At 63.1% G+C, this 19730-nt stretch carries 16 protein-coding genes and 1 pseudogene; 5 read left to right on the forward strand and 12 right to left on the reverse strand.

Annotated features, from left to right (window positions below; translation table 11 throughout):
* The first annotated feature begins 38 nt into the window (after nt 1-38).
* The 5 genes and pseudogenes from Q0O40_RS09505 (at nt 39) to Q0O40_RS09525 (ending at nt 7666) form a co-directional block, all read left to right on the forward strand.
* Nucleotides 39-935, forward strand: coding sequence for a toprim domain-containing protein (locus tag Q0O40_RS09505; RefSeq protein ID WP_295529033.1), 897 nt, complete (start codon nt 39-41; stop codon nt 933-935).
* A 65-nt stretch (nt 936-1000) separates the two neighbouring features.
* Nucleotides 1001-5239, forward strand: a pseudogene (locus Q0O40_RS09510) (strawberry notch-like NTP hydrolase domain-containing protein).
* Nucleotides 5240-5291: 52 nt separating this feature from the next.
* Entirely contained in the window at nt 5292-5705 is a 414-nt protein-coding gene (locus Q0O40_RS09515) for an MbcA/ParS/Xre antitoxin family protein (protein ID WP_295529035.1), read from the forward strand.
* Complete coding sequence (locus tag Q0O40_RS09520) at nt 5702-6424, forward strand: RES family NAD+ phosphorylase (protein WP_295529037.1); 723 nt, start codon at nt 5702-5704, stop codon at nt 6422-6424. Before Q0O40_RS09515 ends, Q0O40_RS09520 begins: the two co-directional genes overlap by 4 nt.
* 225 nt (nt 6425-6649) lie before the next feature.
* A complete protein-coding gene (locus Q0O40_RS09525) occupies nt 6650-7666 on the forward strand; it encodes an IS110 family transposase (protein ID WP_295529039.1) in 1017 nt (338 codons plus the stop codon).
* Between the two features lie 887 nt (nt 7667-8553).
* Here Q0O40_RS09525 and Q0O40_RS09530 read toward each other — a convergent pair.
* The 12 genes from Q0O40_RS09530 to Q0O40_RS09585 all read right to left on the reverse strand — a co-directional run.
* The gene (locus tag Q0O40_RS09530; RefSeq protein ID WP_295529041.1) at nt 8554-9099 is read right to left on the reverse strand and encodes a histidine phosphatase family protein; all 546 of its coding nucleotides are present in this window, start codon (nt 9097-9099) and stop codon (nt 8554-8556) included.
* A complete protein-coding gene (locus Q0O40_RS09535; RefSeq protein WP_295529043.1) occupies nt 9084-9869 on the reverse strand; it encodes an adenosylcobinamide-GDP ribazoletransferase in 786 nt (261 codons plus the stop codon). Before Q0O40_RS09535 ends, Q0O40_RS09530 begins: the two co-directional genes overlap by 16 nt.
* A complete protein-coding gene (gene cobT, locus Q0O40_RS09540; RefSeq protein WP_295529045.1) occupies nt 9866-10870 on the reverse strand; it encodes a nicotinate-nucleotide--dimethylbenzimidazole phosphoribosyltransferase in 1005 nt (334 codons plus the stop codon). Before cobT ends, Q0O40_RS09535 begins: the two co-directional genes overlap by 4 nt.
* The gene (gene bluB / locus Q0O40_RS09545) at nt 10867-11505 is read right to left on the reverse strand and encodes a 5,6-dimethylbenzimidazole synthase (RefSeq protein WP_295529047.1); all 639 of its coding nucleotides are present in this window, start codon (nt 11503-11505) and stop codon (nt 10867-10869) included. The genes cobT and bluB overlap by 4 nt, the downstream gene beginning before the upstream one ends.
* Nucleotides 11502-12965 carry a cobyric acid synthase gene (locus tag Q0O40_RS09550; protein ID WP_295529049.1) on the reverse strand — a complete coding sequence of 488 codons (1464 nt, stop codon included), beginning with the start codon at nt 12963-12965 and terminating at the stop codon, nt 11502-11504. Before Q0O40_RS09550 ends, bluB begins: the two co-directional genes overlap by 4 nt.
* The gene (gene cbiB, locus Q0O40_RS09555; protein ID WP_367183736.1) at nt 12953-13876 is read right to left on the reverse strand and encodes an adenosylcobinamide-phosphate synthase CbiB; all 924 of its coding nucleotides are present in this window, start codon (nt 13874-13876) and stop codon (nt 12953-12955) included. Before cbiB ends, Q0O40_RS09550 begins: the two co-directional genes overlap by 13 nt.
* Entirely contained in the window at nt 13873-14649 is a 777-nt protein-coding gene (locus Q0O40_RS09560; RefSeq protein ID WP_295529051.1) for an ABC transporter ATP-binding protein, read from the reverse strand. Before Q0O40_RS09560 ends, cbiB begins: the two co-directional genes overlap by 4 nt.
* Nucleotides 14646-15620: an iron ABC transporter permease gene (locus tag Q0O40_RS09565; RefSeq protein ID WP_295529053.1), complete on the reverse strand. Its 975-nt coding sequence runs from the start codon at nt 15618-15620 to the stop codon at nt 14646-14648. The genes Q0O40_RS09560 and Q0O40_RS09565 overlap by 4 nt, the downstream gene beginning before the upstream one ends.
* Entirely contained in the window at nt 15602-16477 is an 876-nt protein-coding gene (locus Q0O40_RS09570; protein WP_295529055.1) for an ABC transporter substrate-binding protein, read from the reverse strand. The genes Q0O40_RS09565 and Q0O40_RS09570 overlap by 19 nt, the downstream gene beginning before the upstream one ends.
* The gene (cobO, locus tag Q0O40_RS09575) at nt 16474-17097 is read right to left on the reverse strand and encodes a cob(I)yrinic acid a,c-diamide adenosyltransferase (RefSeq protein WP_295529056.1); all 624 of its coding nucleotides are present in this window, start codon (nt 17095-17097) and stop codon (nt 16474-16476) included. Before cobO ends, Q0O40_RS09570 begins: the two co-directional genes overlap by 4 nt.
* Entirely contained in the window at nt 17090-18046 is a 957-nt protein-coding gene (locus Q0O40_RS09580; RefSeq protein ID WP_295529058.1) for a threonine-phosphate decarboxylase, read from the reverse strand. Before Q0O40_RS09580 ends, cobO begins: the two co-directional genes overlap by 8 nt.
* Before the next feature lie 53 nt (nt 18047-18099).
* On the reverse strand, nt 18100-19730 hold a 1631-nt coding region (locus Q0O40_RS09585), incomplete at its 5' end, for a TonB-dependent siderophore receptor (protein WP_295529060.1).

The following is a 19730-nucleotide window of genomic DNA, read 5'->3' on the forward strand; positions in this document are numbered from 1 at the left end:
GGCTGCGCGGGCGGTGGCATCCATGATGGAGATGCCCGATGCCCGATGCCCATGTTACCGATCGCCTTGAAGTCCGTGCCCGAGAGATTGTCACCAGCCTTGGCGGCTCGTGGTCGCGCTCGCGCGGCATGTGTTGCTGTCCTGCCCACGAAGACCGCACCCCTTCACTCAGCGTCACGCTGGGATCGCGCGCGATCCTGTTCCACTGCTTTGCCGGCTGCGCGAACGACGCCGTCCTGGCAGCGCTGGCGCAGCGCGGGATCAAGGCTGCAACGTTGTTCGACGGGCGATCCGATCCGGTCCGTTCGGTTCGCTCGGACGAAGCTCCCCCTGAGAATGTTCAGCGCCTGTGGCGCGATGGTGCTTGCCTCAGTGAAAGTCCCGCCGAACGCTATCTGGCGAAGCGCGGCATCACTGCCGGCTCGCCTGATTTGCGCTATCTGGCGCGCACGCCGCTCGGCCCTAAGGGCGCAGTGCGGTTCCTTCCGGCGATGGTGGCGGCAGTGCGCAATGATCTTGGTATCCTCGCGATCCACCGCACGTTCCTCGATGTGAAGAAAGGGAGGATCGCGAAAGTCGATGGTCCGAAGCGGGCGCTCTGTGCCTTGGGGCGCGGGGCCGTTCGCCTGCACGGCGCGCGGGGCGGCAAGCTGGGCCTCGCCGAGGGGATCGAGACGGCGCTGTCGGCAAAGCAGCTTACCGGAATTCCTTGTTGGGCAACGCTCGGCACTGAACGCTTCGGGCTTGTCGCGATCCCCGAGAGCGTCACCGAGCTTCATTTGTTCATCGACCACGATGCAGGCGGCGCGCAAGCTGAACGTCGCGCCCGCGAGGCTTACGCGCGCGAGGGACGCACCATCGTGATGCATCGACCCGAGCAGCCCGGAGCAGACTGGAACGACGTGCTGATTGCCGGGATTGCCGTCGATCCCTGATCAGAGGGGAGGGGGCTTGGAGCCTTTCGAGACCTGCATGGCGCGGGTTTCGTCAGGAGGTTTTCATGTCCACGTCCCCCGTCCTTGCGCTGCCCTTTGCGGGCGAGCCACTAGTCCTGTCTGCTGCCAGGGAGCTGGCTGCGTGCCTCAAATCCGAAGCGCCGGTCACCAAGGCTGTGCGCAATGCCGTCCTCAACGCGCACTTTGGCGGCAGCGATGCCGATGGCCGATGGTCGGTCCGCGACGCGCACGCGGCGCTCGAACTGGCGCAAGTTCTGTGGCTGCGCGAACAGCCTGAATTGACGTTGGCGTCCAATCCGGCTGCTGCATTGACGCGCTTCGACTGGCTCGAAGCGCAGTTTCCGCGCCAAAGCGTTCGCAGCGAGGAACAGATCGAACTCCAGCAATTCGCGACCCCGCCGCGTATTTCCTGGCTCGCGGGGCGGGCTTGCGCGCTGGTACCGGGCGAGCTGGTGCTGGAGCCATCGGCAGGAACCGGGATGCTTGCGCTCTGGGCTGACAAGGCTGGAGCGAATCTCGTCCTCAATGAGATATCGGCTTTGCGCCGCGAATGTCTCGAAGGCGTGTTCCTTGCGGCGAGAGTCACTGGGCACGACGGCGAGCTGATCGATGAACTGCTCGATCCCGCGCAGCGTCCAAGCGTGGTTCTCATGAACCCGCCCTATTCGCATGGGCTTGAGCGCGGGCACGATGGCCGGACTGGTGCGCGGCACCTTCGTTCAGCTTGGAACCGCTTGGCACCCGGCGGACGGCTCGTGGCGATCATGCCGGAGTGGTTCGATCTTGCGGGCTTTCTGAAAAGCGCAGGCGGCCAAGTGGCTTTGCGCCTCGATGTGGCGATCGAGCGTGGCTTCGTTGCGCACGGCACATCGATCACGACGCGGCTGCTGGTGATCGACAAGACCCAAGGCAACACCGATGGGATAGTTGCAAGAAATGCCGAGTTCGGCGAACTTTGCAAGCTGATCGATAGCCTCCCCGCCCGATCGGCCCGTGTCGCTACTCAGGTTTTGGCGTTACGCCCTGTTCGAGCCCTGCCGCTGCTAAACCCCGCTGCTCGTCCGCTGCCTTCAGCCCGCAAGCCGGCTTCGGCAACGATGGCAGTACAGCCAGTGGCGTTCACATCGCTCGACACCGCCGCACCGACCCCCGAGTAGGTCGGACATTATCTCCCCTATCGGCCGAGCCGCATCGTCATCCCTGGTGCTGCCGAACATCCGACGCCGCTCGTGGAATCGGTGGCAATGGGCTCGATCACTGCGCCGGTCCCGACGCAAGTCCCGCAGCTGCCCGGCGGTGTTATCGACCGCGGCCTTCTATCGGCAGCCCAGATGGAAACCCTTATCTACGCCGCCAATGCCCATGCACGCGATTTGCCCGGCCTGTTTGCGCCCGACGACAAAGGCTGCACGCTCAAGCCGAGCGCCGAGGGCAGGGCCTATCGCGCCGGTTACTTCCTTGGTGACGGCACCGGTGCCGGCAAGGGACGGCAAGTCGCCAGCGTCATCCTCGACCGCTGGGTGCGCGGTGAACGGCGGCATATCTGGATCTCGAAGAACGAGGCGCTTCTGGAAGATGCACGCCGTGACTGGTCCGCGCTCGGCGGGCTGCCGATCGATGTACAGCCGCTGGCGTCGTGGAAACTTGGGTTTCCGATTGCTATGCCGGAGGGCATCCTCTTCGTGACCTATCCCACGCTGCGATCGGGCCGTGCCGATGCCACCCGGCTCGACCAAACCCTTGCCTGGGCGGGCGACGATTTCGACGGCGTGATCGTGTTCGACGAAGCCCACGCCATGGCCAATGCCGCTGGCGGCGAAGGATCGCGCGGCAAGGTCAAAGGTTCCGAACAAGGCGTGGCTGGTGTCCGCCTCCAGAACCTGCTGCCGTGCGCCAGAGTCCTCTATGCATCTGCAACCGGCGCGTCGGACGTCAACAATCTGGCCTACGCAACCCGCCTTGGCCTGTGGGGGCCAGAAACGGCGTTCGCAACCCGCGAGGAATTCGTCACCGACATCCGCGTTGGCGGGATTGCCGCGATGGAACTGGTCGCCCGCGACCTCAAGGCGCTCGGCCTCTATACAGCGCGTGCCCTGTCGTTCGTCGGTGTTGAATACGAAATCCTCGAACACTGTCTGACACCGGACCAGATTGCGGTCTACGATGCCTACGCCGACGGGTGGGCCATTATCCATGCCAACTTGTGCGAGGCGCTGGAGGCGACGCGCATCGTCGATGGCGATAGCGGCAACACGCTCAATTCGGGCGCCAAGTCGGCGGCGCTGTCGGTCTTTGAAGGCACCAAGCAGCGCTTTTTTGCGCAGCTGCTGCTCTCGATGAAGTTGCCGAGCCTGCTGCCGGCCATTGAAACCGCGCTGTGCGAAGGCCACGCGGTCGTCGTGCAGCTGGTCTCGACAGCGGAGGCCATGCTCAACCGCAGGCTTGCCGATCTCTCCGACGCCGAACGCCAGGCGCTCGAGATTGACCTGTCTCCGCGCGAGGCCGTCGTTCAGTACCTCGAAAAAAGCTTCCCGGTCCGGCTGATGGCAGTCTTCATCGATGAGAACGGCAACCCGCGTTCCGAGCCGATGACCGACGATCAGGGCAATCCAGTCTTGTGCCGCTCGGCGCTGGCTGCGCGTGATCGCATGATCGAGCAGCTCTGCGCGCTGCCGCCGATTGCGACCGCGCTTGATGCGATCATCGAACGCTTTGGTGCCGATCAGGTGGCCGAAGTCACCGGCAGGACGCGGCGTCTGATTGTCGGGTCTGATGGGCGTCAAAAGCTGCAATCGCGGACACCCCGCGCCAACGTTGCCGAAACGAAGGCGTTCATGGATGGCGACAAGCACATTCTGGTGTTCTCGGATGCGGGCGGCACAGGGCGTAGCTATCATGCCGACCTTGCCGCCAGAAACCAGGCCCGCCGTGTCCACTTCCTTCTCGAGCCGGGATGGCGGGCCGATGCCGCTATCCAGGGGCTTGGGCGCACAAACCGCACCAATCAGGCCTCGGCCCCGCTGTTCCGTCCGGTAACGACCGACGTGCGCGGCGAGCGCCGCTTCATCTCGACGATCGCCCGCCGCCTTGACAGCCTTGGAGCACTGACGCGCGGGCAACGCCAGACTGGCGGGCAGAACCTGTTCGATCCTGCAGACAATCTCGAAAGCACCTACGCCAAGGATGCTCTTCATCGTTGGTTCGGCTTGCTGTTCACTGGCAAGCTTGACGCGGTCGGACTGACCCGGTTTCAGGACCTGACCGGGCTCAGGATCGAAAGCGCCGATGGCAGCATGGTTGATGACTTGCCGCCAATCCAGCGCTGGCTCAACCGCATCCTCGCCCTGCCGATTGGCTTGCAGAATGCAATCTTCGACGAATTCCTCGGCCTTGTCGATGCGCGAATCGATGCGGCGCGGGCGGCAGGGACGCTCGATCTCGGGCTCGAGACCATCGCTGTCGAGAGCTTTGAGGTCCTGTGCGACACACTACTGCGCACCGACACTGTGTCGGGCGCCACGACGCACTTGCTTGAACTCGAGATAGCCCGCGCACTGAAGCCTTTGACTTTGGACCGGCTCGATCAGCTTGAGGGAGCATCGGGCATTCGCCGCAGGACGGTGCGCAATGCGCGCTCGGGCCGGGCGGCGTTGCTGGTGCCGGCGCGCAGCCTGCTTGCTGATGATGGCAGCCGCGTAACGCGCCACGAACTGGTGCGTCCACTGAAGCGCGGTCACCTGACCGCCGACCAGCTTGCCGAAAGCAGCTGGGAGCCGGTTGATGAGCAGGCATTCCGGGCTGCCTGGCAGGCCGAAGTTGACGAGGCTTTGTCCTCGCTCAAGCGCGAGCGGCTCCATCTGGCGACCGGCTTGCTGCTCCCGGTGTGGGACAAACTGCCGAAAGATCATGTCCGGGTGAGCCGCATCTCTGCAAGCGATGGCCGTTCGCTTTTGGGGCGCGAAGTCCCGCTGCATGCCGTCGGCGACATCTGCAACGCTTTGGGCATCGATGCTCGGCCTGATATTGCGCCAGACAGTCTCATCAAAGCGGTGCTGACCAGTGGCCGTGCCATGCCTGTCAGGGCACGCGAAACGCTCACGCTCAAGCGCAGCCTCGTCAACGGCGCGCAGCGGCTTGAGCTGACGGGTTGGTCTGCAAGCCGGCTCGACTGGTACAAGGCGCAAGGGTGCTTCACCGAAATCATCCGGTTCCAGACGCGGCTGTTCGTCCCAATCGATGGTGCGTCGTGTATCTTAGCTCGCATCGGTGGCGAAGCTGGGTGAAGATTGCCAAACGGCATGATATCGCCTATATACTGCCATAAGGAGATTTCCCGTGCTGGCATTGCAACCCGTTGATACTGTCGCTCCCGCGTTCCGGCCCGTGCCTATCACGCAGGAAGAGGCAGCCGTGATGTTCCGTGCTGCGCTCGGCCTGTTCGGCAAATGGGAGCTGACCGATGAACAAGCGGCGACCCTGCTCGATATGCCGGTGCGGACCTATCGGCGCTGGAAGGCGGAAGGACCGGGACGGGTCTCGCGCGATGGCTGCGCGCGTCTGTCCAATCTGATGGGCATTCACAAGGCGCTGCGGATTATCTTTGCCGAGGCCCAGCGCGGCTATGCGTGGATCAAGGCCAGCAATGCCGCCTTTGCCGGATCGAGCGCCTTGGACATCATGCTCGGCGGCGAACTCACCGACATCATGCGCGTGCGCCGCTATCTCGATGCGACCCGCGGTGGCTGGTGACCGGCACCGATACCCTGCCTGTCAACCCCGTCACGTGGACCGGGGCGGTCAGGATCATCCGCAGCGCGTTTCCGCCGATCGACTTGTTCGAGGATATCGCTGACCCGGCAGACTGGCCGCTGCTAATCTCAGCCGAGCAGAAGACCAATCCGCGCATCATGACCTCGATCGGCAATCTGGACCTAGTGCCAGTGGAGCGCCGGGTCGGTGGCCCAGGGGCCTCGTGGTTGATGGCACCGTTCACGCATGTCAGTCCGGACAGGACCAGCCGCTTCACCGACGGCAGCTACGGCGTGCTCTATGTGGGCAAGGTCTTCGAGACAGCGCTGTTCGAAACGATCCACCACCATGCCCGCTTCATGGCCCGAACCGCCGAATCACCAGGTTGGACCTCGCAGTTCCGGGAAATCGTTCTCTCGGTCGTTGCCGAGTTTCATGATCTGCGGGGCGCCGGTGCTGACATCCATGCTGCGCTGGATGGCAAAGACTACACCGCCTCCCAGACCTTGGCGAAAAAGCTGCGGGCAGCTGGATCTGATGGCGTAGTCTACCCGAGCATCCGGCACGCCGGCGGCGAATGCGCCGGGCTGTTCTATCCCGATTGTGCGGCCAACCCCATCCAGGGTCGGCATCTCGACTATCATTGGGACGGCGCGGGAGTCGATCTTGTGCGCGATGCGGGCTCGGGCGCGGTCTTTCGCGTGGTGGATGTGCCCTGATCAGATTGAGGCAAAGGCGTCAGTCGGCGGCGGTTGGGCTAGGGCGGCTTTGCGCCGAAATCACGGCCATTTCGTTAGTTTTTTGCCCTTCCTGAGACCTGCCGTTCACCGATTGCCGATATCGGGGAGCCTAAAGGACCGGGTCTGGGACACCGCGTAATTGATTTAGGCACCCTCGTGCATGGTACGAAGTCGCCTTGGCGCTTCAATGCAGGAGGGTGACCGATGTCGATTTATGCAGGATTAGACGTTAGTGACAAGACGACGCATATCTGCGTGGTCGATGCCGACGGTAAGGTGTTGCGGCGAGATGTTGTCGCCAGTGATCCTGATGCGCTGGCCAAATGGCTCAACAAGCATTGCCCTGATCTCGTTCGCGTGGTCCTCGAGACGGGTACGCTATCGACGTTCCTATACCACGGATTGGTCGAACGCGGTGTCACGGTCGAGTGCATCTGTGCGCGGCATGCCAAGGGTGTCCTTTCCGCGCGGGTAAACAAGAGCGATGTCCACGATGCAGAAGGGCTCGCGCAACTGGCACGGACTGGCTGGTACAAACGCGTCCACATGAAGGCATCAGCCACACACATCGACAGGGCAGCTCTGCGCATCCGTTCGCAGCTGATCACATCGCGGACAGCGATGGCCAACCAGCTGCGTGGGCTGTTAAAACTGTTCGGTCTGCGTATGGGTACCGCCAGGACTTCGGGTCGGCGTGCCGAACGCCTGACTGCATTCTATGCACAACGCCCCGATTTGAAGCCCCTGTTTGCACCGCTTATTGCGTGCATGGAGGCCATTGAGGAACAGTTGCGCGCATCCAATCGCCTACTCAATGACCGAGCAAAGGCAGATGAGGTTTGCAACCGGCTGATGAGCGTCCCTGGCGTCGGACCGATTACCGCGCTCACTTTTACCTCGACCATCGAAGATCCGCACCGTTTTGCCCGAAGCGACGATGTCGGCGCTTATGCAGGGCTCGTGCCCCGACGTAGTCAATCAGGAGAACGCGACACGAGTGGCCACATCTCCAAGGCGGGCGACCCCATGTTGCGTAAGGCGCTTTATGAGGCCGCCAACTCCGCACTGTCGCAAGTAAAACGGCCATTCGCCCTTCAGGCTTGGGGCAGGAAAATGGCCGAAGCCAAAGGCGCCAAGCGTGCCAGAACGGCCGTCGCACGAAAGCTCGCCGCATTACTCCATTCGCTTTGGTTGAACGAGACCGAGTTCCGCTGGGCCTGAGCCCGGCGTTTCTCTTCCCGATCAGCCATGCCCAGGATGATCTCGTCAGCAAAGTAGAGGGTCTAACCTCGTTTGGGCCTCAGAGACATCCACCTATTCCGCTCGGCCGCGATCATGAAGGCTCGGACAAAGTGCTGCTTCAGCTGTCCGATGACCTCGAAGACAACCATTGGCGAACGGGAAAAAGGAAGAGCAATGCCAGAATCAATTAGACAACTTTGCGGTCATTCCGTGTGGGGCGGCTGAACGTCGGTTTCTGACAAAAGCCGCCGCTCGAGCTTTTGCCCCAGCGATGTCATCGGACGACCACTACTGGGCCGTCGCCTACCTGTCTGGTCCTAGGCGCATTACCCAAGAAAGCTGACCTTCGCCGAAGGAAAAAGCCCCGTCTTCGTTCGCCAACATTTCGGACATTGAACCGCCGCATGAGACGAGTTCAAGGCAGTTATAAATTTAAATGACCGAAGACGGCTCGACAACCAGCCGCGAGCCGGGGCGCACGACTAGTCGCGCTACAAAGAAGTCATTCGGGGTTCCGCAAACAACCTTGATCTGTCCCGAGACCGAACATTTGGACATCGCTTTCGTCGAGCGCCTGCCTGACGTGGACGTTTTTCTAGGGTGCTGTCAATCTAAGTGCAACTGGTCTCCGATTGGCGCAACTTGGGCCAAACGCAGGCGGCATGAGGCGGCAAGCGATTGCCACTCGGCCAAGGCCGAGCGGTGTCTTCGACGTTGCGCAGCGATGGCGGGGAACCGCACGTACATTATTGAGCTGGATCACCTGCGACGACGAATTGAAGCACCGGAATAGATTGGTAGGCTGGCTAATCCCGCAATTTTTTACCGCCACCCTGCACCGTAAGGAATTAGTCTGACAACATCGGTCAAAGTAACGTAACCGATCCTGTCGGCGGCACGAGTTCTGCAATCTTCGCAAGTCCTTCCGCCGTGCGGGCGGCGCGGGCGCACGCAATCGGCCCACCGTGGGTTATGATCAAGATGCTGCCCTTTTGCGATGCGCTAACAAGTGCTGCCATGATACGGTTGAAAAGCTCCCGCGTCGTCTCGCCGCTTTCGCCGGGGCGGAACGTCTCTGGCGCATCAATCATCCCGTCCATGGCATTACCGGTCGCGCGGTAGATGGCATTCCAGCTCTGTCCCTCCCACGATCCGAAATAGCGTTCGCGCCAAAGCGGTTCGGCGATCGGCAGGATACCGAGCCGCTTTCCCAATGGCCCCGCAATTGCGCGGGTGCGCTTCATGTCGCTGTGGATGATCACATGCGGCGCCAAATCGGCAAGCTGATCGAGCAGCGGCACTACCATAGCCTGGCCTGCGCGCGACAGGCCGGGGTCGCTCTGGCCGTAGCAACGTTTTTGCCATGCAAGAGCAACTGGCGGATGGCGAACCAGTATTAAGCTGCAGGCCATTGCGCGGTCATGCAGAGCAGCAGGATCAATTGGCCGACATAGACGGCAAAGCCCAAACAATCGCCGGTCACCCCGCCAAGATGCCGCATCAGCGACTGCCGGAACCACAACAGGAAGAGCAGCGTGCATCCGGTTCCGATCAGCAGCGCGCCGGAGGCAACGGCGACCAGTGGCGCTAAGAACGGCAAGACAAGAAGGGTTGCGCCGCCGAGGATTGCCAGGCCGGGGCGCTGGCCGATATCCTTTGCCAAACTGCCCGGCTGATCAAGCGGGGGCACCATTACCATCGCCGCCACAGCTACCCAGCGCCCAAATGCGGCAGAGGCAACCAACGCTGGCAGGAGGAGCGCCGCCGGAAGCGCGATCAACAAGGCTGCCCGCAGGCCCACCGCCAATATCAGCCCCAGCGCGCCATAGCTGCCGATGCGGCTGTCCTTCATGATCTCGCGGATGCGTTCCGCAGTCATGCCGCCGCCGTAGCCGTCGCAGAAATCGGCGACGGCATCTTCGTGGAACGCGCCGGTCAGCCGGGCCTCCACGATCAGCAGCAGCGCCACCGCGACCGTGCGCGGCCAGAACAGGCCAGCGCCCCACACTAGCATCGCGCCGATGCTGCCGACTATGCCGCCGACCAGCGGGAACCACAGGACCGAGAGGCGCAAGCCGGTTTTCAACCGATGTTCGTCCAGCGGCGGTATGGCCCGGCTGACCGGCAGGCGGGTGAGGAACTGGATGGCCAGCAGCAGCGGCAGAACGACAGCGCGTATCATTGGCCCAGAACTTCCTCCAACGTTGCCACATCGCGCAGCAGCGCGGCAGCGCTGTCGAGCAAGGGCAGCGCGGTCAGAGCGCCGGTCCCTTCGCCTAGCCGCATCTGCCAGTCGAGTATCGGTGTGAGGTTAAGGTGGGCGAGAGCGGCGCGGTGCCCCGGCTCGGCCGAACGATGGCCGGCAATCATCGCGCGGGCGGTGGAGGGTGCCAGCGCTTCGGCAATCAGAGCAGCAGCAGTGGTGACATAGCCATCGAGCAACAGCGCCGCACCTGCCGCTGCCCCGGCCGCATAGAACCCCGCTATCGCAACAATCTCGAACCCGGCGATGGCGGCCAGCGCCGCTTTGCAGCGCGCGCCGCCGAGCCGGGCAACGGCCTGTTCCACAATTGCGCGCTTGTGCAGCCGCATCTCTGCATCAGCGCCCGCACCGCTGCCGGTGGCGGTATCGGCGTCCACGCCTGTGAGGGCATGGGTGAGACAGGCCGAGGCGGTGGTGTTGCCGATCCCCATTTCGCCCGCGATCAGCAGCCGATAGCCAGCCGAGACTGCGGCCTGAGCCTCATCTGCTCCCAGCGACCATGCGGCCTCGAATTGCGAGATATCCATCGCCTGGCCGGCGGCAAGGTCGGCAGTGCCGGGCGCGATCGGTGCGGAGCGGAAATGCGGAGGGACCGGGCCCGCAGGCGGCTGCGCCATCCCGGCATCGACCACCCGCACATCCACGCCGTGCGCTGCGGCCAGCGCTGTGCTGGCGGCGCGGCCTGACAGGATCGTGGCGACCATTGCCGTCGTCACAGCCTGCGGCCACGGAGTTACGCCTTTCGCCACCACCCCGTGATCGCCAGCAAACAGCACCAGCCGGCGCGGGCGGGTGAGCGGCGTGAGAGTGTTCTGGGCTATCGCCAGTTCGACCGCCAGCGCCTCCAGCCGGCCCAGACTGCCAGGCGGCTTGGCAAGGCTGTCTAGGTGCGATTTTACTTGCTGGGGCGTGATCGTCATCGGACAAATCTCGTTTGGCCCGCATGAAGGCGATCTTGCCAGCGGCGACGGACCAGTTCGGGGGTTTCGCTTTCCTCGGCTGGATAGCCAAGGCAGAGCAAGGCCACCAAGCGCCAGTCTTCGGGCACATCGAGCAGGCGGTTAATCGCTGCCGGATCGACGATCGAGACCCAGCCCACGCCGATGCCGATGGTGCGAGCAGCGAGCCACAGCGTATGGACCGCGATAACGACGGAATAGGCGAGCGTTTCCGGCATGGTTTGACGGCCAAGGCCGCGCCCTGCGGCCGGATCAAGCTCACAGAACACGGCAAGATGTTCAGGTGCCTCGCGCAACCCGTGGAGTTTCAGCGCATCATAGGCGGCGCGGGTTTCATCGCGGTAGATCGAAGCAGCTTGCTGATTTTCCGCTTCGACATGGCCGATAATGGCGGCGCGCCTTGCCGCCGACAGTACCCGCACGAAACGCCACGGCTGGCTGTTGCCGACTGATGGGGCAAGGCAAGCGCGGTCCAGAAGATGATCGAGCGCACCGTTCGGCAGGGGCACCGTCTGGAAATGCCGCACATCGCGCCGCCATGTCAGCAACGTATCGAGCCCTTCGGCGAACTCGGGCAGAAATACCGGGCTGTTCATGCAGCTTGCTCGGCGATTGCGAGCAGGCGGTCCACCGCAACGTGCCGCTCCAACGTTGCCGCCAGTTCGTCAAGAGCGGCGTCCACGGCAACATGCTGATCAACGCCATTCGATGCGCCATCTATCCAGCCGCGCCGCTGGGCGGCCAGATTGAACAGGCCGTGGACATAGCAGCCCGCCACTCGGCCATCCGCGCTCACTGCGCCGTCATCGCGGCCATCGGCCATGCGCAGCAGGGGGCGGGCTGAGCCGGTTGTAACTCCGGCATGAATTTCATATCCGCGGAACGGCGCATTGTCGGCGATGCAGGTGCCGTCCACTTCGCGCAGGGTTTTGCCTGCCTGCATCACCGTATCGACCGGCAGCAGGCCAAGGCCCTCCGCCGTTTCAGGCGCGCCCTCTACTCCCGCCGGATCTGCAATCGTGCGGCCCATCATCTGGTAGCCGCCGCAAATGCCCAGCACCCGCCCGCCGCGCCTTATATGGGCGGTGATATCGATATCCCAGCCTTGCGCGCGCAGGAATTTGAGATCGGCAATGGTCGCCTTGGTGCCGGGGATGATGATGAGCGAGGCACTGGCGGGGATCGGCGTGCCCGGCAGCACCATCGTCAGCCGCACGCCGGGTTCGTTTGCCAGCGGATCGAAATCATCGAAATTGGCGATGCGTGATAGCATCGGCACGGCGATCTCCATCAGACCATTGCCTGAAGCATTAGCACCTGAAGCACTGGGCGTTTGCAAAGTGACGGCATCCTCGGCCGGAAGCGCGCACGCAGCGGCGATCCATGGGATAACGCCAAGGCCTTCCCAGCCGGTCCGCTCAGCTATCGCGGCATACCCGTCATCGAACAGCGCTACATCGCCGCGAAACTTGTTGATCAGGAAGCCCCGGATCATCGCTGCGTCTGCTGGGTCAATCACCACCTTGGTGCCGACGATCGCGGCAATCACACCTCCGCGATCGATATCGCCGACGAGCACCACCGGGATATTGGCGGCGCGGGCAAAACCCATGTTGGCGATGTCACCGGCGCGAAGGTTGATCTCCGCCGGGCTGCCTGCGCCTTCCACTACCACAATATCGGCTTTGGCGCGCAGGCAGTTATAGGATGTCAGCACTGCCTCCAGCAGTTCGCCCTTGCGGCTGCGGTAATACTCCGCGCCCAGCGTCCCCCATACTTTGCCGTGGACTACCACTTGCGCCGTCCGGTCCGACTGCGGCTTGAGCAGCACCGGGTTCATATCAACAGTCAGCGGCACGCGGCAAGCCAGCGCCTGCAGGGCCTGCGCGCGGCCGATCTCGCCGCCATCGGCAGTCACTGCGGCGTTGTTCGACATGTTTTGCGGCTTGAACGGCAACACGCGCAAACCGCGATTGGTCAGCAAGCGGCAAAGGCCCGCTACTAGCACCGATTTGCCGACGTCCGAGCCAGTGCCTTGCAGCATTAAAGCAGCCATGCCACGCCTCCGACTGTCAGCAATAGCAAAACACAGGCACGGCGATAAACCGACATGGCCCGGGTGAGATCGGCAACTCCCGGTGCCGGCCCATCGCCCAGAGTTTCGCGCGCGATCCACTCCCCATCATAAGCCGCACCGCCACCTAATCGCACTCCGAGCACCCCTGCCATCGCGCTTTCCGGCCATCCGGCGTTGGGAGACAGATGGTTGCCGGCATCGCGCACAAGGATGCGCCAGCCGCCGCCTCCGGCAAGGCAGATCAAACCTCCAGCAAGGCGTGCGGGCAGCCAATTCAGACAGTCGTCCAGCCTCGCCGAAGCCCAGCCGAATTGGCGATAACGCGCATCCAGGTGGCCGATCATGCTGTCTGCGGTGGAGATAGCCTTGAACGCGAACAGGCCGGGCAGGCCCAGAACGAGGAACCAGAAGGCTGGGGCGACAATTCCGTCGCAAAAGCTTTCCGCCAGTGTTTCGGTGGCGGCGGCTGCCATGCCGGGGATGTCCAGCACGGCGGTATCGCGGCCGACAATGGCGGAAAGCGCAGAGCGGGCCGCCGCCAGTTCGCCCCCCGCCAGCGGCCGGACGACGGCGGCGACATGATCATGCAGACTGCGCTGGGCAAGCCCGCTGGTGGCAATCAGGATGATGGCCATATCACCGCCCCAACCGCCAGCCAGCCGCTCGATCAGCAGGCCGGCCGCGCCGCTTGTCATCACCAGCGCAATTGCCGTCAGCACTCCGGCCGTGCGGGCATGCGGCGCACGGTTCCAATGCCGGTCCATTGCCCCGATCATCCGCCCGGCCCACATCACCGGATGACCGATACGCGCGAGCAACCAAGCTGGATAGCCCAGCACAGACTCAAGGATCAGCGCAATCAGCAGCTGTTCGGGGTGGCCCATGATCATGCCACGCGCGAAACAGGGGCGATCACCGGTGCGCCAGTTTCGTCTTGCCCGATATAGACGCGCACCCCGTAAGCGGCTTCGAGCACGGCGGGCGTGAGCACTTGCGCCTTAGGCCCAGAAGCAATGATGCCGCCCTCTTTCATAACGATCAGGTGATCGGCAATCCGCGCCGCCTGCGTCAGATCATGCAGTACCAGCGCGACGCCCGCCCCCGCACTCGCCGCCGCGCGGAAGCAGGCCATGGCATCCAGCTGGTGCGCCGGATCGAGATTGGCGAGAGGTTCGTCGGCCAGCACCCAATCCGGCTTGCCGGCTAGCACGCGCGCCAGCAACACCCGAGCCTGTTCGCCGCCGGACAGGCGCTGCGCCTTGCGCTGTGCAAATCGCGCACAATCGGTCTGCGCCATTGCCTCATCGATGGCTGCCTCGTCCGCTGCGCGTCGGCCCCAACGGCCATGATGCGGCAGACGGCCGAGGGCTACCAATGCGCGGACATTGATGTCCCAGTGAATATCCGCCTGTTGCGGCAGTAGCCCGATCTGGCGGGCACGCTCCATCGGCGGGATGGCGAGCAACGGTTTGCCGTCCAGCGTTACCTCGCCGCTATCGGTGGTGCGCAGGGCGGCAAGGCAGGCCAGCAGCGTGCTTTTTCCAGCGCCATTCGCGCCAAGGATGACCGTGACACTGGCGGGAGGGAAATGACCGCTGACATCGCGCAAGACCTGGCGGCCCCGCAGGGCGAGCGAGAGATGGTCAAACCTGAGACCCATCATGCGACTTCCCTACGCATCTTAAACAACAGCATCATGAAGAAAGGCGCACCTAGGCAGGCCATCGCAATGCCCAGCCGTACTTCCGAAGTGAATGGCAGAATCCGCACCAGGCAATCGGCCAGCACAACCAGTAAGGCCCCGGCCAAGGCCGAGGGGATCAGCAAAGCCGATGGTTCATGCCCGACCAGCGGCCGCATCAGATGCGGCACGACCAGCCCGATGAAGCCAATGATCCCTGCCACCGCCACAGAACTGCCCACGGTCAGCCCCACGCCGATCACGATCAGCCATTGCAACCGGCCCATATCAACCCCCATCGACCGCGCCACCGCATCGCCCAGCGTCAGGGCATCGAGGGAGCGCGCCGCCCACAGCAGGGCGCCCATGCCCACGACCGAAACCGGCAGGGCGATCCGCACATCATCCCAGCTGCGGTCCATCAGCGCGCCCATGAGCCAGGTCACAATTTCGGAGGAGGCAAACGGCGTGGGGGCAAGGCTGATCAACAGACTGGTAAGCGCCCCGGTCAGGCTGGAGAGGATCACGCCGGACAGCGTGAACAGGATCAGGCTGCCCGATCGGCCAGCCAGTATGGCCAGCGCCGCCATGCCAAGGCCGGCCCCCGTCAGCGCGAAAACCGGCAGCAGCCAGGCGGATATCGCAAAGCCGAAATAGAGCGAGACAACCGCGCCCAAAGCCGCACTGGAGGATACGCCGAACAGGCCCGGATCGGCCAGCGGATTGCGCAGATACCCCTGCATCGCCGCCCCGGCCATGCCAAGGCTGGCACCCACGATCGCCCCGACACAAGCGCGCGGCAGACGCAATTCCATCACGATCAGCGATTGCAGATCGCCCGACAGCCAGTGACCGAACGGCACCCACGTCCGCCCTGCCATCAGCGATGCCAGCATGACCACCAGCAAGGCGGCCAGGAGCCCGAAGTTCAGCCTCACCGGGATGCCGTCCATGCGCGCCGCACTGCAGCCAGCCGCTCGAGCGACCGGATGATCACCGGCCCGCCGCAATGCAGCAGATTGGAGGAATATTGCGCGATCGTGATCCGCTTGCCGGCCTTGATCCCGGCCTTGATCAGCGAGGGATGGCTCAGCATCCGGTTCCCGTCACCGCTGCCCGCGCCCATGTCTGCCTGCCCTGCCAAGAGCACGACGGGGGCATGGGTCAGCAACCCCTCCAGCGGCAGGATATCCCATTTCTTGAGGCCCATCGCTCCGCTCATGTTGCGGAAGCCGGTGTTGGCCATCAGCTCATCGGCCAATGTGCCCGTGCCAGGCACCAGCCCGCTGCCTTGCCAGATCAGCGCTTCGATCGGTGCAGCGTGCCAGCGGCTGGCCGCCATTGCCGCATCGATGCGCGCATTGAGCGCTTCGCCTGCACGGGCTCGTCCAATCCGCGCGGCGATCTCAGAAATCTGCGCCTTGTTCTGGGCCACGCTTTCAGGGACGGTCAATTGCATCAGCGGGATGCCCAGCCGCCGGAGCGCGGCAATCGTCTGGATGGAAACATGCGGCCCGGCGATCACCAGATCCGGCGCGGCGCCGATGACATCCTCGGCCGAACCCGATACTGCGGGATAGCGCAGCGCGCGGTCTAGCGGGATCGACGTGGCGCGGGGGTCCTGCGAATAATGGCTGATCGCGGCGATCTGCTCCGGGCCCGCAATCTCCATCAGCACCGCATCGGCGCAGGGGTTCATCGATACGATCCGCTGGGGCGGGCCGTCCGCTGCGGGCATAGCCTGTCCGCCCGCCGCGCCGCATCCCGCCAAGAGCAGCATCAGCGCAAGCGGGGCGGCCCTGCGGATCAATATTCAACACCCTTTTGCGCCATGAAACCGGCCTTGAACGGGTGCTTCACTTCCTCAAATTCGGTCACCAAATCGGCGATCTCGATCAGCTCCGGCTTGGCGTTGCGCCCGGTGATGCAGATATGCTTTTCCAGCGGACGCTCTTTGAGAAACGCGACGATCTCTGCAATCGGCAGTGTATCGTCGCGGAGCACGATGTTCAGCTCGTCAAGGATGATAAAGTCATAAGCCGGATCAAGGATTAGCGCTTTGGACCGCTCCCAAGCTGCCCGCGCCGCCGCAATATCGCGTGCGCGGTCCTGCGTGTCCCAGGTGAAGCCATTGCCCATCACGTCAAAGGTAAGCATGTCCGGGTTGGCGGCGAAGAACGCCTTCTCTCCGGTGTCCCAGCTGCCCTTCACATATTGCAGGATGCCAACTTTCATGCCCCAGCCGATGCTGCGGATAGCCATGCCGAAGGCCGAGGACGACTTACCTTTGCCGTTGCCGGTATGGACGATCAGCAGCCCGCGCTCGATCGTCTTGCGCGCCTGGATCTTGTCTCGCGCGACTTTCAGCTTTTTCATGCGCGCGTTGTGGCGGGTGTGGCCGCTGTCTTCTTTAATGGGGTCGTCAGTCATTGCGTTTGCTCCACGCTAGCAAGGCAGTTTCAAGCCTTGCCCAATCGGTTTCTGTGCCTGGAATGCCTAGCCGCAGCTGACCCGGCCGGTCGATGAAGGGCCTTACCAATATGCCGGCCCGGCAAAGATGAGTGAACAGGCCGGGCGCGTCGGGCGCGTGACACAGTCTGAAGTTGGCGGTGCCGCCCGCATCTTGCAGACCTTGGCTCCGCAGCAACGCTGTAAGCTGCGCGCTGCCTTTGGTCAGCCGGAGCCTCTGCGTGCTCTGCCAAGTCCTGTCGCAATAGGCGGCGGTGCCGATGGCTATTGCCGGCCCAGAAATTGGCCAATCGCCCAGTAGGTTGCGAAGCTCGCGAATTAAGGGTTTGTTGGCGACGACAAAGCCCAGCCGGATACCTGCAAGGCCGAAGAATTTGCCGAACGAGCGCAGCACAATCGCGCCATTGCGTTGGGGCAACATGCTGACTTCGGGCATGGCATCGGCAAAGGCCTCATCGACGATCCGGATGTTGCGCAATCGTTGGAGCTTGCGTGCTTCGATAATCCAGCCGTCAGGGTTGTTCGGATTGGCGCAAATCATAAGTTCGGCGCCGCGAGCCTTGTCAAAGGGCAGCACCCGAGCTTCCGGCCAGGCGGCACGATAACCGGCATAACTTTGGCCGATGACGGCTACACGCTCCGCTGGCAGCAACCGGGCCAACAGGCGGATAGCAATATCGCTGCCTGGCACGGCGGCAATCTGTTCGGGATTGTTCATGCCGAACGCTGTCGCAGCGGCAAGTTCCAGATGTTCCAGTGCGGTGCGCGACGGCAGAGCCTGCCATTGCTGCGGCTCAATCGCTGGCACTGGCCAGGCCCATGGACTGATGCCGGTGGACAGGTCCAGCCAAGGGCCGGGCGCAGCCGGGTAAAGCTGCGCCGCGGCTTCTGTCTGGCCGCCGTGCCACATCAATGCAGCATGCGGGGCCATCGTGTCACCCTCTCCCAAAAGACCAAGCGCTTTCATAACGAGAGTCTGGCACCCGCATAGGCAGCGCGCCGCGGCGTGCCATAGCGGAAGGTAGTTTCATACTGCGCGTTGAACAGGTTCTCGACACGGCCATAAAGTTCTATGTTTTCGGTCACTTGGAAAGCCGCGCGCAGATCGACCAGCACATAACCATCCAGCTTGCGGCTGTTTGAGGCATTGTCGAAGTTGCTGCCAACATACGTTATCGTCACCCCGGTTTTCAGCCCAAATGACCAGTCGTAGTCGGCAGACACGTTAACGCTGTGCCGCGGTCGGCGCGCTAGATCGCGGCCTGTGGCGGCATTGATCGCATCGACATAGCCATAGCCCGCCTGCACCCGCAGCGCATCGACCGGCTTCAGCGTGAGGGCAAATTCAAGCCCCTGTGCCCTTGCCTTGGCGACGTTGTCATACGTGCCGTCCGGGCGATTGGCACAAATACCGGTCAACACCGTGCAACCGATGAAATTGATCAGATTGCGGGTATCACGGTGGAACCAGGTGACACCCACTTCGATCCTGCCATCCAGCAACCGCTGCGTGATGCCGGCATCCCAGCTGTCGGAGGTTTCCGGCTTCAACGCGGTGTTCCCATATTCGCTGAACAACTGGAACAGCGATGGCGTCTTGAACCCCTGACCAAAACTGGCGCGCACCGTGGTGCCGCCTTCGTTCGGCGTGAACCGGCCATTTGCGGAGAACGTCGTCTTGCCACCAAAGATGTTATGATCGTCATGGCGCACGCCCGCGCTCACGGCCAGGCCAGCCACTGCACTGGCGTTGAACTGGCCATAGACGCTGTTGATCCTCGCTTCGGCCCGCGAAAACGGGCTGCCATAGCTCGAAGTGCGGAAGCTGGACTTTTCGGTTTCAGCGCCGAACGTGGTGCTCACGGCGTCGACGATGGCAAAAATGCCCTGATATTCAAACCGCTCATTGCGGCCCTTGGCGTTAAAGGTTTCAAACTCCGTGCCGCCCGTCAGATCGACATTGCGGCGGCGCGTATCGGTTAAGGTATAGGCGAGGCGGTTGCGAAAACGTCCATCCAGCAGGGCTGCGTTCAGCCCGGCATATCCCACCAGTTCCTTCGTCCGGGCAAATTCCGGCGTGTCGCCAAAGCTGAAGTTCGGCGGCGGGAAGCCATCGATGCCCACCTTGCCATCGGAATACCAGCCCCGCAGATCGACCGAAACCGCATCCGACAGGGCAATGTTGAACTTCGCATTCGCGCCAAAGTTGCGATAGCCGTCGCGCTCATTCCCGCCGCGCGTTTCGTTGAACGTCGAGAAGCCGTCCGTGCGCAAATACCCGGCGCCAATGCTCGCCGAAACCGGACCGAACTTGCCCGACACGTTGCCAACCACGCGGGCGGTATCGCGCCAGCCGTATTCCGCAGCGGCATTGACCATCAGTTTTTCAGTGGGGGTGCGGGTCACGATATTAATCACGCCACCAATGGCTTGGCTGCCCCACAGCACCGATTGCGATCCGCGAACTACTTCGATTCGTTCGATATTGCCAGTCAGCAGATTGCCGAAATCAAAGCCACCGCCGGGCGTGGAAGGATCGTTTAACTTGACACCGTCGATCAGGGCCAGCGTCTGGTCACTGTCCGCACCGCGGA

The sequence above is a fragment of the Novosphingobium sp. Chol11 genome (assembly GCF_945870625.1).
Taxonomy (GTDB): domain Bacteria; phylum Pseudomonadota; class Alphaproteobacteria; order Sphingomonadales; family Sphingomonadaceae; genus Novosphingobium.

Coding starts and splice junctions, on each gene's coding strand:
- bluB (WP_295529047.1), bottom strand. CDS start 11,505: ATGAACAGCCCGGTATTTCTGCCCGAGTTCGCCGAAGGGCTCGATACG.
- Q0O40_RS09525 (WP_295529039.1), top strand. CDS start 6,650: ATGTCGATTTATGCAGGATTAGACGTTAGTGACAAGACGACGCATATC.
- cobO (WP_295529056.1), bottom strand. CDS start 17,097: ATGACTGACGACCCCATTAAAGAAGACAGCGGCCACACCCGCCACAAC.
- Q0O40_RS09565 (WP_295529053.1), bottom strand. CDS start 15,620: ATGGACGGCATCCCGGTGAGGCTGAACTTCGGGCTCCTGGCCGCCTTG.
- Q0O40_RS09550 (WP_295529049.1), bottom strand. CDS start 12,965: ATGGCTGCTTTAATGCTGCAAGGCACTGGCTCGGACGTCGGCAAATCG.
- cbiB (WP_367183736.1), bottom strand. CDS start 13,876: ATGATCATGGGCCACCCCGAACAGCTGCTGATTGCGCTGATCCTTGAG.
- Q0O40_RS09580 (WP_295529058.1), bottom strand. CDS start 18,046: ATGTGGCACGGCGGCCAGACAGAAGCCGCGGCGCAGCTTTACCCGGCT.
- Q0O40_RS09535 (WP_295529043.1), bottom strand. CDS start 9,869: ATGATACGCGCTGTCGTTCTGCCGCTGCTGCTGGCCATCCAGTTCCTC.
- Q0O40_RS09560 (WP_295529051.1), bottom strand. CDS start 14,649: ATGATGGGTCTCAGGTTTGACCATCTCTCGCTCGCCCTGCGGGGCCGC.
- Q0O40_RS09530 (WP_295529041.1), bottom strand. CDS start 9,099: ATGGCCTGCAGCTTAATACTGGTTCGCCATCCGCCAGTTGCTCTTGCA.
- Q0O40_RS09505 (WP_295529033.1), top strand. CDS start 39: ATGCCCGATGCCCATGTTACCGATCGCCTTGAAGTCCGTGCCCGAGAG.
- cobT (WP_295529045.1), bottom strand. CDS start 10,870: ATGACGATCACGCCCCAGCAAGTAAAATCGCACCTAGACAGCCTTGCC.